The 15,042-nt window shown below is 44.7% G+C and carries 16 protein-coding genes; 9 read left to right on the top strand and 7 right to left on the bottom strand.

Features of this window, described 5'->3' with window-relative positions:
- Positions 1–24 precede the first annotated feature (24 nt).
- The 5 genes from QTN95_RS12615 to tadA all read left to right on the top strand — a co-directional run bounded on the left by QTN95_RS12615 (position 25) and on the right by tadA (position 4,008).
- Complete coding sequence (locus QTN95_RS12615) at positions 25–624, top strand: PilW family protein (protein WP_331417712.1); 600 nt, start codon at positions 25–27, stop codon at positions 622–624.
- Entirely contained in the window at positions 624–1,082 is a 459-nt protein-coding gene (locus QTN95_RS12610) for a hypothetical protein (protein WP_331417711.1), read from the top strand. The genes QTN95_RS12615 and QTN95_RS12610 overlap by 1 nt, the downstream gene beginning before the upstream one ends.
- Positions 1,072–1,452, top strand: coding sequence for a type IV pilus modification PilV family protein (locus QTN95_RS12605; RefSeq protein ID WP_331417710.1), 381 nt, complete (start codon positions 1,072–1,074; stop codon positions 1,450–1,452). Before QTN95_RS12610 ends, QTN95_RS12605 begins: the two co-directional genes overlap by 11 nt.
- A gap of 290 nt (positions 1,453–1,742) precedes the next feature.
- The gene (locus tag QTN95_RS12600) at positions 1,743–3,302 is read left to right on the top strand and encodes an AbgT family transporter (protein WP_331417709.1); all 1,560 of its coding nucleotides are present in this window, start codon (positions 1,743–1,745) and stop codon (positions 3,300–3,302) included.
- Between the two features lie 166 nt (positions 3,303–3,468).
- A complete protein-coding gene (gene tadA / locus QTN95_RS12595) occupies positions 3,469–4,008 on the top strand; it encodes a tRNA adenosine(34) deaminase TadA (protein ID WP_331417708.1) in 540 nt (179 codons plus the stop codon).
- 54 nt (positions 4,009–4,062) lie between these two features.
- Here the strand turns inward: tadA and QTN95_RS12590 are convergent, their stop codons facing one another.
- Positions 4,063–4,200: a hypothetical protein gene (locus tag QTN95_RS12590; protein ID WP_171052184.1), complete on the bottom strand. Its 138-nt coding sequence runs from the start codon at positions 4,198–4,200 to the stop codon at positions 4,063–4,065.
- A 211-nt stretch (positions 4,201–4,411) separates the two neighbouring features.
- Complete coding sequence (gene mltF / locus QTN95_RS12585; protein ID WP_331417707.1) at positions 4,412–5,962, bottom strand: membrane-bound lytic murein transglycosylase MltF; 1,551 nt, start codon at positions 5,960–5,962, stop codon at positions 4,412–4,414.
- A gap of 309 nt (positions 5,963–6,271) precedes the next feature.
- On the opposite strand from mltF, the gene purL reads away from it, so the two are divergent.
- Both purL and QTN95_RS12575 read left to right on the top strand, forming a co-directional pair.
- Positions 6,272–10,168 carry a phosphoribosylformylglycinamidine synthase gene (purL, locus tag QTN95_RS12580; protein WP_331417706.1) on the top strand — a complete coding sequence of 1,299 codons (3,897 nt, stop codon included), beginning with the start codon at positions 6,272–6,274 and terminating at the stop codon, positions 10,166–10,168.
- A gap of 221 nt (positions 10,169–10,389) precedes the next feature.
- Positions 10,390–10,704 (top strand): DUF3622 domain-containing protein, encoded by a 315-nt coding sequence (locus QTN95_RS12575; RefSeq protein WP_138971760.1) that lies wholly within the window; start codon positions 10,390–10,392, stop codon positions 10,702–10,704.
- A gap of 65 nt (positions 10,705–10,769) precedes the next feature.
- Here QTN95_RS12575 and QTN95_RS12570 read toward each other — a convergent pair whose 3' ends face one another.
- From QTN95_RS12570 to QTN95_RS12555, 4 genes are all read right to left on the bottom strand, one after another.
- Positions 10,770–10,961, bottom strand: coding sequence for a DUF4250 domain-containing protein (locus tag QTN95_RS12570; RefSeq protein ID WP_138971761.1), 192 nt, complete (start codon positions 10,959–10,961; stop codon positions 10,770–10,772).
- On the bottom strand, positions 10,961–11,167 hold the full coding sequence (locus QTN95_RS12565; RefSeq protein ID WP_138971762.1) for a YaeP family protein: 207 nt from the start codon (positions 11,165–11,167) through the stop codon (positions 10,961–10,963). Before QTN95_RS12565 ends, QTN95_RS12570 begins: the two co-directional genes overlap by 1 nt.
- A 119-nt stretch (positions 11,168–11,286) precedes the next feature.
- A complete protein-coding gene (locus QTN95_RS12560) occupies positions 11,287–11,940 on the bottom strand; it encodes a tellurite resistance TerB family protein (protein ID WP_331417705.1) in 654 nt (217 codons plus the stop codon).
- An 807-nt stretch (positions 11,941–12,747) separates the two neighbouring features.
- Complete coding sequence (locus QTN95_RS12555) at positions 12,748–13,035, bottom strand: hypothetical protein (RefSeq protein WP_331417704.1); 288 nt, start codon at positions 13,033–13,035, stop codon at positions 12,748–12,750.
- 531 nt (positions 13,036–13,566) lie between these two features.
- Between QTN95_RS12555 and QTN95_RS12550 the strand changes: the two genes are divergently transcribed.
- Positions 13,567–13,866 (top strand): hypothetical protein, encoded by a 300-nt coding sequence (locus QTN95_RS12550; protein ID WP_331417703.1) that lies wholly within the window; start codon positions 13,567–13,569, stop codon positions 13,864–13,866.
- 2 nt (positions 13,867–13,868) lie between these two features.
- The gene (locus tag QTN95_RS12545) at positions 13,869–14,240 is read left to right on the top strand and encodes a hypothetical protein (protein ID WP_331417702.1); all 372 of its coding nucleotides are present in this window, start codon (positions 13,869–13,871) and stop codon (positions 14,238–14,240) included.
- A 139-nt stretch (positions 14,241–14,379) separates the two neighbouring features.
- Here QTN95_RS12545 and purN read toward each other — a convergent pair whose 3' ends face one another.
- Positions 14,380–15,021 carry a phosphoribosylglycinamide formyltransferase gene (purN, locus tag QTN95_RS12540; protein ID WP_331417701.1) on the bottom strand — a complete coding sequence of 214 codons (642 nt, stop codon included), beginning with the start codon at positions 15,019–15,021 and terminating at the stop codon, positions 14,380–14,382.
- Positions 15,022–15,042 lie beyond the last annotated feature (21 nt).

Genomic DNA, 15,042 nt, shown 5'->3' with positions numbered 1-15,042 from the left:
AACAACACTCAGTATGGTTCGACAATGATTGAAATACTGGTGGCGTCATTAATGGGCGTGATGACGTTAGGTGTCGTCGGCTCAATTCTTGAGGCAAGTCTGCAAATTACTGAGCATAGAGATGAGCGTTTACTTCTTGTCGACAGTATAGAAAGTGTCATGCTGCACATTAAGCAGGATATAAAACGTGCAGGATTCAATGATGCACGAGGAGTATCGGTTAGGCTTGTTGGTAGTACCAAAACCATCTATGTGAATCCTGACAGTCAACAGTTTGGTTATGTCTATCGAGCGGCGTCTTCTGATGAAGAGCTATTTCGCAATGTATTTTTTAAGTATTACGTTTCAACCACTTCGTCAGTCGGTCAGCTGAAAATATGCGAGAAGCATACGTCTGCACCTTTAGGTATCTCTTCAGCGGCTGAATCAGGTTTACTCGGTAACTGTTATAACCTCTTCGATCCCAAACTTATCTCTGTCTCTGAATTCGAAGTCTCAACGGAAGTCACTAGTGAGCACGCAAGTGCTAGTCAGCTTGTTTCTGTTCGTTTAGCTGGTCAGCTAACTCAAGCGCCGGAGGTAAATTACTCCTCTCAGATAACAGTGCGAGTAAGGAACGATTAGTGAAGCAGAAAGGCATAGTGACATTAATTTTGAGTAGCGTGTTACTAACAGCGGCTTTAGGTGTGTCTATGGGGCTTTTTAGAGGGGTATTTTTTCACATTAAACAGGCACAGAATCAGATTAAATTAAGTCAAACACACTGGTTAGTTGAAGGGGGAATCGAGTGTGCCTTTGCCCGAATAAAGCGACACCCGAATGTGCTAGTTCTATCATCGCCTGTAGAAAGAGAGGAGCTGTTCAATGATTGTCTGACAGCGATGGAATTAGATGAGTTATTGATTGAGCCGCTAGGCAGCCAACGTTTTGTTATTCGGGCTACAAGGCGAAATTATGGTATCAGCAGGCGTTTTTATTATGGTGAACAAACCACTGATGAGACCATACAGTCTGTAATAACCCATCCTAACGCGGAAAACACTGTGATTCGCTGGCTACATGGAGGTTGGAATGCGGAATAGGCAAACTGGCTTTAGCCTTATAGAAGTTCTTATTACTATGTTGCTAAGTGGAATGACTTCATTGGCGTTGGTGCAACTTCAGGTATACATAGAGCAGAGAGCCGAGTTTGCGGTGGATAGCGTGACAGCATTAAGTATCGCTGAGCAGAAAGCCGAGCGGCTAAGAAGTCACGCTGGTTTTCTAGGTGTGAGTTCATTAGCTAGCGGCACCGATTCCAGCTCACACTCAAAATTCCAATTGGCGTGGCAAATTCAGAGTATGTCGTGGCCATCTTCAGTAAACCTTAAACAAGTCGAAGTGTATGTTGAATGGAATGACCGACTAGGGCAGCCCCAAATGGTTACCCTGAAGACGATGTTTTCTGATTAACAATACGCATGTTGCATTAGTTTCATATCTATGTCGTATTAGCGCTCAAAACTCAAAAGCGAGATCTATGTTTTACGTTTTGGTTTCAAAATTGTTTCATGTCGTGATGGGTATTTGTATTGGCTTTGTTGCACGTTAATGGTGTTTTTGCAAAATATGTCTCCAATTATGGAAAAATACACAGAATCTTGTGCTTTTAGTAAGGCTATTTTATAGAATGACAGTCGAATCATAGGCTGACAAAACAATTACAAGAAGCCTTAGGCAACAACATCACATATGGAGTTACCATGAGTAACCAAGCAGTAAATAAGGCACCATCTTCGAAGCCGAGTGGGATGGATCGCTTCTTAAACTTTATCGAACGCGCAGGTAACAAGATCCCAGATCCTGCCATTTTATTTTTCTGGGCACTTGTTATTACTTGGGCTGCGTCAGCGTTGCTCTCCAACGTTACATTTGACCTGATCAATCCACGTTCGGGTGAAGCTCTTGAAATTAAAAACCTTTTGACTGGCGAATCTTTAGCAAGCTTTCTCGCGAATATGGTGACAACCTTTACTGGTTTTGCACCACTAGGTATCGTGTTAGTCGCGATGTTAGGTGTTGGTGTTGCTGACTCTTCTGGCTTTATTACAACTGGCCTTAAGAAGATGCTTAACTTCACTCCAGCGAAGCTGCTGACTCCAATGCTAATTCTGGTTGCGATCGTTTCGCACACAGCGGCAGATGCGGGCTACGTTCTGGTTATTCCACTAGGTGGTATTATTTTCCACGCGGCAGGTCGTCACCCTCTAGCGGGTATCGCGGCAGCGTTTGCGGGTGTGTCGGGTGGCTTCTCAGCTAACTTCATTCCTTCAGGTATTGATCCGCTACTTGCTGGCTTTACACAGACTGCGGCTCAGGTTCTCGATCCAGAATATGTAGTAAACCCTCTAGCAAACATCTTCTTTACTGGCCTATCTTCAGTGATCATTGTTGCTATCGGTTGGTACGTGACAGAGAAAATCATCGAACCTCGTCTAGCAAATTCACCTATCGACGAAGATGCTGAAAAAGCACCAGATCTTGGTTCTTTCTCAGAGCTAGAATCAAAAGCGTTCCGTTACGCTGGTTGGGCTATGATGGCGGGCATCGCGCTACTTATCGCTGCGATCATTCCTGAGAATTCAGCACTACGTTCTCCAGCTGGTGAGATTACGGCGTTCTCTGCACCGCTGATGAAATCGATTGTTCCGCTGATCTTTATTCTGTTTATCATCCCAGGCTACGTATATGGCCGTGTTTCAGGTACGTTCAAGACAAGTAACGACATCATTAAAGCGATGGCTGACACTATGTCTACAATGGGTGCGTACATTGTCATGTCGTTCTTCTGTGCACAGTTCCTATCGGCGTTCGCTCAGTCAAACATCGGTACTATGCTAGCGCTTTACGGTGCTCAAGGCCTAAAAGTCATGAACCTACCGGGTGAAGCAACAATCATTGGTATGATTCTACTGACTGCATCTGTAAACCTACTTATTGGTTCTGCGTCAGCGAAGTGGGCTCTGATTGGTCCAATCCTAGTTCCAATGCTAATGGCTGTCGGTATCTCTCCTGAGCTATCTCAAGCGGCTTACCGTGTTGGTGACTCGGTGTCTAACATCATTTCACCTCTGATGGTATTCTTCCCGCTAGTCGTGGTTTACTGTCAACGTTACGTGAAGTCGACAGGGATCGGAACACTTGCATCTCTAATGATGCCATTCTCGATTGCAATGCTGATCGGTTGGTCAATCTTCCTAGTTGTCTACTGGATGCTAGGTATCCCTCTAGGTATCCAAGCTCCATACACTTACAGCATGTAAGAACGCTGAGATTGTTTAGTAACATTTAATAAAGCGCTGGTTGAAAGACCGGCGCTTTTTCGTTTCGGCGATAAACCAGACAAATAGAGAGTTCTCCTTTCAGAACACTCACTCTTTGAGTAAAATCACCAGCCCACAGCCGCTATGCTAGATTTTGGAGTTCTCTGTGTCAGATTCTCAATTTACCCCTCAAGATGAACTGTTTATGCGCCGCGCTATCGAGCTTGCTGAGCTTGCCGAAGCAAAGGGAGAAGTGCCTGTTGGTGCGGTCTTAGTCAAAGAGGGTAAAGTTATTGCGGAAGGCTGGAATGAGTCTATTGGCCAGCATGATGCTAGCGCGCACGCTGAGATGCAGACTATTCGTAAGGCGGGCCATGTGTTGCAGAACTATCGGCTACTCGATACCACTCTGTATGTAACGTTAGAGCCATGTCCTATGTGTGCGGGAGCGTTATTACATAGTCGAGTCAAGCGAATCGTTTTTGGTGCACCTGATCTTAAGGCCGGTGCGGCAGGAACGGTTCTCAACTTGTTTGAGCATCAAGCCGCTTACCATTATGCAGATGTTGAACAAGGGTTGCTTGAAGAGGAGTGCCGGTCTCAGTTACAAGCGTTCTTTAAACGTCGACGCAAAGAGAAGAAACAGCAACGTCAGGCAATACGCTTAGAGCAAATGGACGAAACAAGCAGAGACAAAAAAGACTGAAGGAAAGCGGGTCATAAGCAAACATCTTGTGGTTAAGATGTTTGCTATGCGGGGTTATGCAGCAATAATTAATTGCATAAAGGCGCGGTGACGTGCGATCACCTTTTTCTTGTTGTTACTCAGCATGCGCTTACGGCGATTTGCAGCAACGGTCTTGTTAAGGCGTTTTGACTGCATTTTACGTCTAAGCATAAAACAACCTCCTGTTTTGGTTAATGTTTAATCAAACTCTCAAGTGCAGAGAAGCAATTGATTATGTGACGATAAACGTCTTATACCTCGCAATTGTTACAATTCCAAGAAACTTCGCAAGTGATCTTGAACACGATATTATCTCTGAGTGAGTAAATAATGATTAAGTGCGCGGATTTTAACCAAAACTGCGCACTCAAACATAGGGTGTCTACTGATTAGTTGATGGCTCGACGAGGGCTTCAGATTCCAGTGTTTCTAACTCATCTTCAGCGCTTAGGCTTTCTTCAGACTCTTCCATTTCAGGCAGTTGGATAACCGCGAGATCATCAATGCTGATGTCGCCATTTTCAACCGTCTGCTGTTCGACGTGTCCAATAATACTCTGGTAGTAGCGGCGAATATTCTCAACATAGCGGCGAGCTTCATCTCCACGAGCAAAACCGTAGCGAGTTTGGCTGTAGTATTTCTTCTGACGCAGCAGTGGCAGTCGATCTTTTACGTCAGACCAAGCATTTGGGTTTCCACCTTGCGTCTTGGTCAGTCTACGTGCATCCATCATGTGACCATAACCCACGTTATAGGAAGCCAGCGCAAACCAAATTTTTTCATGTTCATCGATCGAGTCTGGAATTCGAGCCACCATTCTGCGCAAGTACTCGACGCCTCCACGAACGGACTGCTCTGGGTCGAGACGATTGTTCACCCCCACACTTTTTGCCGTAGGGAGAGTCAACATCATCATGCCACGTACACCCGTTGGCGATTTAGCTTTAGGGTTCCAGTGTGACTCTTGATAAGCCAGAGCTGCTACAAGTCTCCAGTCAAACTCATCCGAATACTTTTTAAATAGTGGAGACCACTTCGGTAATTTGGAGTCTAGCGCACGAATGAAAGCACGTGTATCAACATAGTCAAAATTGCCAATGTGACCAATGTATTTCTCTTCAAGCGATGCGAGATGACCAGACTGATTAACCGCCCCGAAGAACTCTATGATCAAACCGTATAAGCTCTCATCTTGAGAACGACGCAAGAACCAAGAGATGGGTTGGTCTTCTGTCAGTTCAAAGGCGAGGGCAATATCTGGGTAAATTCGTTGTGAGAGCGAAATTTCTACCGAGTCCGCGACAGTAAAGCGCAGCTCTCCAGAGGAAACCTGCTTAAGGAGATCATTTACGTCGGCATTTGGGTCAATATCATAAGACAATTGTGGCTGTTCGGCCTGAATTGCTGCTAGTGTGCGGTTAAAATGAGAGTCGCTGACAATTCTCAGTACATCTTCACCACTATTGGCTTCAATAAGCTCAGCCTGCTTCTCAAGCAACTGCTCAAGGTTTCTTGGACGCCAGTTTCCTTTCTTGTATACAAGCTGTTGACTCACGTAGTAGTAGGCAGGCCCTGGGAGGAAGAGTTTTAGACGCTCTGGAGATTGGCTCAAGCCCGCTGCGATTATATCAATTTCACCATTTTTCAGTGCTGGGTATAGGCTTGATATTCTGTATGCCGGTTTCATTTCAAGCTGGACGCCGAGTTCATTGGCAAACTCACGAGCAAGTTCGTAATCCAGTCCAGCAGGGCCATCTGGTCCGATAAAGTAAGAAAGTTGATTGTTGAGTGTGCCAACACGCAATACACCACGTTCTTTAATTAAGTCCAACTCACTCTTTGGTTCGGATTCTATTTGACAACCAGAAAGCACCAAGGCGCAGAATAGCAACGCGCACACAGATTTAAGTTGGTTTAGATAATGCTTTTTCATTAACGACATTCTCATACATCTAGTAGGGCATTTATATCAAAGTGTCATGACAAGGCAAGATAATCAGTCAGGCTTCGGGATAACTGTTCTGGTAATGAGGAATTTTGGTGTATCTCAAATTTGACAAAAAAAATGACGCAAACGGTTGCTTTTGGTGTTACATCACAAAAATAATTACTATATAATGCGCTCGCAACAGAGAGGTGCAATCGGCATAAGTTCGAAGTGATATGTCCTAACTTACTGAATTTATTCCAATATCACCTCAGGTCAATAGACCTTAACCAATTGCATAAGAGACCTAAGCACATGAGAATTTTTCGTGGCTCCCCAGCTCTATCTGAATTTCGTGTTAACAAGCTTCTAGAGCTTTGTCGTGAACTAAGTCTGCCAGTAACTGGCATCTACGCAGAGTTCGCTCACTTTACAGCACTATCAGCTGATCTTGATGAGTCTGAAGTTGAGAAACTTGAAAAACTACTGACTTACGGTCCTACAATTGAAGAGCATGAACCACAAGGTTTGCTTCTGCTTGTGACTCCTCGCCCAGGAACGATCTCTCCTTGGTCGTCAAAGTCGACGGATATCGCCAATAACTGTGGTCTGGACAAAGTGGTTCGCCTTGAGCGCGGTACGGCTTACTACATCGAATCCTCAACCGAACTTACAGAACTTCAACTGGTTGAGCTAAAAGCTATCCTTCATGATCGCATGATGGAAGTCATTTTCACTGATTTCGATTCTGCACAAGCTTTGTTCCAAGTTGCTGAGCCTGCGCCAGTCGCGGATGTTGACCTAATTGCAGGTGGTCGTGATGCGCTTGAAAAAGCAAACGTTACCCTAGGCCTAGCTTTGGCTGATGACGAAATTGAATATCTCTACGATGCGTTCGTCAACAAACTTGAACGCAACCCAACTGACATCGAACTGATGATGTTTGCACAAGCAAACTCAGAGCACTGTCGCCATAAGATCTTTAATGCAGACTGGACAATCGACGGCGTCAAGCAAGAGAAGTCTTTGTTTAAAATGATCAAAAATACTTATCAAGTGACACCAGATAACGTGCTGTCGGCTTACAAAGATAATGCAGCGGTTATGGTGGGTTCTGATGTTGGTCGTTTCTTCCCTAATCCAGAAACACGTCAGTATGGCTACAACCATGAGAAAGCACACATTCTCATGAAGGTGGAAACACATAACCACCCAACGGCTATCTCTCCTTGGCCTGGGGCATCTACGGGCTCCGGTGGTGAAATCCGTGATGAAGGCGCAACCGGTATCGGTGGTAAACCAAAAGCAGGTCTAGTTGGTTTTACGACTTCTAACCTACGTATTCCAAACTTTGAGCAGCCTTGGGAAACCGATTTTGGCAAGCCTGGTCATATCGTTAACGCTCTAGATATCATGCTAGAAGGTCCTCTAGGTGGTGCGGCGTTCAACAACGAATTTGGTCGTCCAAACCTACTTGGTTACTTCCGTACTTACGAAGAGAAAGTTAATTCTCACGCAGGTGAAGAGATCCGTGGATACCACAAGCCAATTATGATTGCTGGCGGTATGGGTAACATCCGTGAAGAGCATGTACAGAAGAAAGAAATCCCAGTAGGAGCAAGCCTAATTGTGCTTGGTGGCCCTGCAATGAATATCGGCCTTGGTGGCGGTGCAGCGTCTTCAATGGCATCTGGTCAATCAGCCGAAGATCTCGATTTCGCATCAGTTCAACGTGAAAACCCAGAAATGGAGCGTCGTTGTCAGGAAGTTATCGACCGTTGTTGGCAGCTAGGCGAAGCAAACCCAATCGCCTTTATTCATGATGTTGGTGCTGGCGGTATCTCAAACGCACTTCCAGAGCTTGTTGATGACGGTGAACGTGGTGGTATCTTCCAGCTACGTGACGTACCAAATGATGAACCGGGTATGAGCCCATTAGAGATCTGGTGTAATGAATCGCAAGAGCGTTATGTATTAGCGGTTGCACCAGAAAATATGGCAGCATTTGATGCTATCTGTAAGCGTGAGCGCGCACCATATGCTGTTGTTGGTATCGCGACAGAAGAACGTGAATTGAAGCTAGAAGATTCACACTTCGACAACACACCAATCGATATGCCAATGGATGTTCTTCTAGGTAAAACGCCGAAGATGCACCGTGACGCGAAAACGCTGAAGGTGAACAACCCAGCGATTGATCGTCAAGGTATTGAACTAAATGATGCGCTAGAGCGCGTTCTACGCTTACCAACAGTGGCTGAAAAAACGTTCCTTATCACGATTGGTGACCGCACCGTAACAGGTCTGGTCGCTCGTGACCAAATGGTTGGTCCATGGCAAGTTCCAGTTGCAAACTGCGCAGTAACGGCAGCAAGCTACGACACTTACCACGGTGAAGCAATGTCAATGGGTGAGCGCACTCCAGTTGCTCTACTAGATTTTGGTGCATCAGCTCGTCTTGCGGTGGGCGAAGCAATCACGAACATCGCTGCGACCAACATTGGTGACATCAAACATATTAAATTGTCTGCAAACTGGATGTCTCCAGCAGGCCACCCAGGTGAAGATGCGGGTCTTTACGAAGCGGTGAAGGCTGTTGGTGAAGAGCTATGTCCGGCGCTTGGACTGACTATCCCAGTTGGTAAAGATTCGATGTCAATGAAAACCAAGTGGGAAGAGAACGGTGAACAGAAAGAAGTGACGTCTCCACTGTCTCTAATTATCACTGCATTCGCGCGTGTTGAGGATATTCGTAAGACGATTACACCTCAGCTTCGCACTGACAAAGGCGACACTAGCCTGGTACTTATCGACTTGGGCAATGGTAAGAATCGTCTAGGCGCAACAGCGCTTGCACAGGTGTACAAGCAGCTTGGTGACAAACCTGCTGATGTAGACAATGCAGCACAACTTAAAGGTTTTTACGAGGGTATTCAGGCTCTTGTCGCAAATGATCAAGTTGTGGCTTACCACGATAAAGGCGACGGTGGTCTATTCGTTACTTTGGCCGAAATGGCATTCGCAGGTCACTGTGGTATCAATGCTGACATCGCTGCCTTGGGTGACGATACTCTTGCGGCTCTGTTCAACGAAGAACTTGGTGCCGTGATTCAGGTGAAAAATTCTGACCTAGACACAGTGCTTTCAACCTTGGCAGCAAATGGTCTAGAAACTTGTTCACATGTGATCGGTTCAGTCGATGCTTCTGATGAGCTTGTTATTAAGTCTGGTGATTCAGTCGTTCTTGAGCGTAATCGTACTGAACTGCGTACTATCTGGGCGGAAACTACCCATAAGATGCAGGCTCTGCGTGATAATCCAGTGTGTGCGGATCAAGAGTTTGAAGCGAAGAAAGATAACTCAGACCCAGGTCTCAACGTTAAATTGAGCTTCGATGTTAAAGAAGATATTGCAGCTCCGTACATTGCGACAGGCGCCAAGCCGAAAATGGCTATTCTGCGCGAGCAGGGCGTTAACTCTCATGTTGAAATGGCGGCTGCATTTGACCGTGCAGGTTTTGAAGCGACCGATATCCACATGAGCGATATCCTGACTGGTCAGGCTGTTCTGGACCAATACCAAGGTCTCGTTGCTTGTGGTGGTTTCTCTTACGGTGACGTATTGGGTGCAGGTGAAGGCTGGGCGAAGTCTATCTTGTTCAATGAACAAGCGCGCAATCAGTTTGAAGGTTTCTTCAACCGTGAAGATACTTTCTCTCTCGGGGTATGTAATGGCTGTCAAATGCTGTCTAACCTGAAAGAGTTGATCCCAGGCGCAGAACTATGGCCAAGATTCGTACGCAATGAATCTGAGCGTTTTGAAGCGCGCTTTAGTTTAGTCGAAGTTCAGAAGTCAGATTCTGTGTTCTTCGATGGTATGGCGGGTTCGCGTATGCCAATCGCTGTGTCTCATGGTGAAGGGCGTGTTGAAGTTCGTGGAGCGGAGCATCTAGCAGCAATTGAAGCGTCTGGTACTGTCGCTGTGCGTTACGTGGATAACCATAGCAATCCAACTCAGCGATACCCGAACAACCCGAATGGTTCTCCTAATGCGATTACAGGCCTGACAACGACGGATGGTCGTGTGACTATTATGATGCCTCACCCAGAGCGTGTGTTCCGTACAGTGGCAAACTCTTGGGCTCCTGAAGGTTGGGGTGAAAACGGTGCTTGGATGCGTATGTTCCAAAACGCACGTAAGAATTTGGGCTAATCACCAAAGGTGAGTCTGATCCAAATAGAAAAGCGCTGGTTGAGAGACCGGCGCTTTTTTTGGGCTCGAGCTCTCCAGCTCGCTCGTAAAAAACTTGCAGCGTTATGCGGACTTTTGTGCTCTAATACCGCGCTTACCAAGGGATGGTGTTAAACAGCTCAGCTTAGATGGAGTTATCAAGTTGACCGAATCCCTGATTAATCCCTTAGGAAATGAATTAAATGTCTAAAAATCCAAAATTTGCTATTCGCACTTCTGAAAAACGTAACGGTTGGACTGCTGAAATCACTCGCCAAGTGACTTCTCGTAAAACTGTCGTTTCTAAGCGTGAAATGGCTTTTGAAAGTCAAGAACTTGCTCAAGCGTGGGCAGAGAAAGAACTTGCTGGTTTCGTTAAAAACCAAGCAGAGCGCAACGAACGTAAAGCGGTTCAACGTCAAGAGCGTTTAGAGCGTGAAGCACGCCTAGCTCGTGAAGCTGAAGAAAGAAAAGCACGCCGTTTAGCTCAACGCGCAGCTGATGCTGACGAAGAGTAAAGATTGCTTCTACAGATAAAAAAAACCGCCAAACGGCGGTTTTTTTATCTCTGAATCTAGCGCGTTTACCGAAACTGACCTGCTTCTGGCAAAAAGTCAAAGCCAGCGGTTGATAACTTCGCTTCTAACGCGACTCTATCAATATCGAAAAACGCGACGAGTTTATCTAAGTCGCCAGCAAAATCGTCACGCAGCTTCATGTTGATGATACTCATCAGCATAACTGGGTCCATTGACTCAAAGTTCGCTAAGTTCATTACTTATCCTCGAAATCTGAAATAAGTAAGTTTGCCGCAGCAAATGCTGCTTTTTCTCGAGTATCCTTTGGTAAGGACTCATCAGCAGCGATATCATTTAACGCTCTAACTGCACATGAGATAGCTTGTGGGACATAAGCTTGATCTCCACTACCAATCTGGGCATAAAGTTCACGAATTAGATCACAACAGCCGTATACTTGCATGGCCTTCACTCCAATAAACAGTCACTGCTGTCAAATATACACAGTCGCTCAAAGAAACTCAAAGCAGGTGCTTGTCCTAGCTCAAGGGTTACCTTTGGCTGTTGAATATCTGTTCAATGTTATGCCCTGTTTAACTGTTGTTCTAACTGAAAGGTTACTTCTGGTGACAAGTTGAGTTGTTTAGCGAGTTCTTGGAGATAGGCCTTCTCCATAAAGTTTTGTTCATCAATCACGATCAGCGAAGCGAGATATATTTCAGATGCTTGCTGAGGTGAGCGCGCTAAACGCGCAATTTCAGTCGGAACGAGTGGCTTATTCAGCTCTGAATGAAGAAAACTTTGCAGTTGAAGATCTGCGCCTGCTTGTTTAAGTGTCAGTTCAATTCGTTCCATTTCTTGCTGATCCACATGACCATCGGCTTTCGCTGCTGCAATCATCGCCGTTAAGATCAGTTCGCTGTGGATGTTATCTTCAGCGTTGAAGGTATCTTGCTGAGCATTGTGGTTTGATATCGAGGCGTTTTTATCCTGATAGTCGTTATACACCTTGTACGCCAAAGCGCCTAACGCAGCGACACTGCCAATTTTAAGTGCATTTTTGCCGAGTTTTTTGCTCTTCTTTGAACCCATCAGAAGGGAAACCAAACCGCCTCCGACGGCGCCAGCTCCCAGTGATTTTAAAGTGCCTGAGCTGGATTGTTGTTTGACGTGTTGTTGGCCTTGTTTAACAAGGTCGGAGTTAAGTGCTTGATTGAGTAAACTTTTCAGATCCATCGCGTGCCTCCATTGGTTGTTAGCACCATAGCAGGGGCAAGATGAATGGAAGATTAATATTAGGCGAGAGAATAAAAAAAAAGACGAGCACCTGGCTCTAATGCCAGTCAGCTTAACTGACTGGCATTACGCGAAGGCGACCTTTATTGTTTGAGCTTAATATTCGTGACAGGGGTAAATGGTGTAGCCATCTATAAAGCTGATGCTTTGAATTTCTCGTTTTTTTAGCTCTCGTCGGAGGCTTCCGTGAAGTTGAGCTTTTGTAAATGAGCAGTATATATGTCTGCCTTGTGATAGCTCTGTTTTTAGGAAGTCCCCTAATGAATCGTTGTGTGAAGCAATATACAAATCCTTGTCGGTAATAGGAGTCCTTTCCGAAGATGGTAGTGAGGCTTGTGACAGCATCAAGCATTCTCCTAAGTTGGTTTAATGTTATTACTCATAAATCAAGCGACCCTGAAGGTCATATCTAATTCAGCGCTACCATACATGATAGTTTGGTAATATCTAGCTAGTTGATTACTTAAACATCAAGTTGTCGCATTTTTGGTCTAGAGTGATATAGGACATTTCTTCAAAAGCTCATTTTTGTCTTATTTGTTAGATAGCGGTATTTAGCGTTAACGCCTTGGCTTTCGAAGTCGCCCACGTTTAATTGCTCCCATTTCATCTGAGTAAAAATATTCCAGTGGTTTGAGTGATTTGATTTGCTCTACGGTGAGGTCTATCTCATTTGAGATGTACTTCGCATCTAATGAGGTTTTTTGTTTGCCACACCGGATTCGATTGGATTGAGAGATGACCGTTTTAGGGACTTGCTGCGGTCTCTGGTAAATACTGTGCAGGATAAAACCAAACTTTCGACCTAGCTACACAAAGTTTGTTGAGTACGCCCTCTGCTTTGCCACTGCCAAGCTCACACACGGCTAATTCTTCTAGAACAAGGTGTAAAACTCGCCCACCATCCAGACGAACGCACAAAAAGCGGCGAGGTTTTGTCGCCTCAACCGTGCGCGCAATTCGAAAGCTGGCGCGTTTGCGCCTCGCTTGCATGGCGGCAATCATAAACTCGCGCATGTCGTAATAACGGCGCACATTTAGCCCCTGACCACCTAGAAGAGGCGTTAGAGCTAAATCCGTTAAATCAGCATTATCGTTATTAGGCGGCAGTTTGTCGTCTAATAAGGCTAACTCTTATTAATTGATTTTTAAACAAATCAACAAGATAAAAGGAAATATTGTGTCAGATATAAAACCGAGAATTAGTACATTATCTTTTGTAGGGTTCTACGTGAATTCGGCAATTGCCAATGGTCACCTTGAGAGCGTCTTATTACCGCCAAACAAAGTCATTTTGAGTGTGTATAACGTTACTTGTCTATTTTTGACTATGCTAAGCATTTGTTTTATTAGGGTTTAGGCGGTTTTACAAATCCGCGTGTTGGGAGTTCGAATCTCTCCACCCCAGCCATCTTCAATTGCATGTTTATGCAAACAAAAAAGGCCCAGTCATTTGACTGCGCTTTTTCATTTCTGGATGATATTCACATCGTAATATATTGATATTTTACATAATGAACTTTTGTTTTGTACGCTGCTGTTGCAAGTATGATACAGGGTGAAATTATGGCAGTCGCAGAATTTAGGCTTTTATATAGTGCTTTAGCGGCGATTTATGGTGAGGTGACTGGGAAGGTTGACTCGGAGCGAGTGTATCGAACTGTGGTCCCGTTAGTGTTAAATGCCATTGACGCTGGCGCAAAATATAACGATAAAGAAATTCAGGATGCGGTTGATGCACTTCATAAGCTGGCTCCTTACGGTATTAGAAGAATGCAATTCAAGCGTGACTATTTACAATCAATAGATGGGCTAAAACGCTTGCCTCCCAATCCAGATATGCTTTCTCCAGCCTATTGGTGGTAACTATGGGTAACAAGGTTATTTTTTATATTGTTATAACGCTGATGATTTTTAGTCGCGTAGCGCTTTTAACATTAACTGACGGGGCTTTGCTGAGTGAGCAATTTATACTAACAAACGTTTATTCAGTGGGTAGTGATGTAATTATTCTTCTAGGCTTATACTTCAGTGCATACAAGAAAAATATGCCTTATATTTTTGCGCTAGTCATTGTAATTAATACCATCGTATTTGCGCTATACACGGTTAATGACATGCATAGTATTACTATGACGGGGCGTGAAAACATAGCTTTATGGGTTACTTGGTTTGTTTATTACTCCATGATATTAAAAAGCCTATTTTCGCTAGTTAAAAGACAACCGTTAGTTAGTTAGAAAAACAAAGGCCCAGTTAATCGGACTGGGCCTTCTAGATTGCGAATTCGTGTTTCTTGGTCTTTCTGGACGTGCTTAAAATTTTAATTGTCGATTTTAGGTCATGCTAAGTGGTTGTTTTGTTGTAATGTTAGGCAGATTACTCTTCTGCGTAGCCGTGAATGCTAAGTAGATTACCGTCTAGGTAAGCTTCTTTACCATCTTTCATTACCAAGCGTTCTTCGACTAACCACTTAACGACCATAGGGTAGATTCGGTGTTCTTGTGTTTGAACGCGCTCAGTCAATGTGTCTACGGTATCTTCATCGAAGATGGGTACTTTCGCTTGTAGAATCACAGGACCGCCATCCAGCTGTTCTGTGACAAAATGAACACTAGTCCCATGTTCTTCATCACCCGCGTGAATAGCACGTTGGTAAGTGTTCAACCCAGGGTATTTAGGCAGTAGTGAAGGGTGGATGTTGATCATTCGACCCATGTAGTGGCGAACAAACTCGCCACTGAGGATTCGCATGTAGCCAGCAAGTACGATGACATCAGGTTTGTACTCATCGATTTGCTTCATTAACTCATGATCGAAAGCATCACGGGTATCGAAGCTTTTTGGATCAAGAAAATGAGCCCCAGCCTCAGCCATTTTCGCACGTTCTAACGCGTACGCATCGGCCTTGTTTGAAAACACGGCTGTGACACGGCCACCAGTAATACTGGTATTACAAGCGTCAATGATTGCTTGTAAGTTTGAACCGTTTCCTGATACTAAAACAACGATACTTTTCATACTTGATTGAACTCTACTTGA

This window comes from Vibrio sp. M260112 (assembly GCF_036533775.1).
Taxonomy (GTDB): domain Bacteria; phylum Pseudomonadota; class Gammaproteobacteria; order Enterobacterales; family Vibrionaceae; genus Vibrio.
The sequence above is the reverse complement of the archived record's forward strand: the minus strand, read 5'-3'. Positions and strand labels throughout refer to the sequence as shown.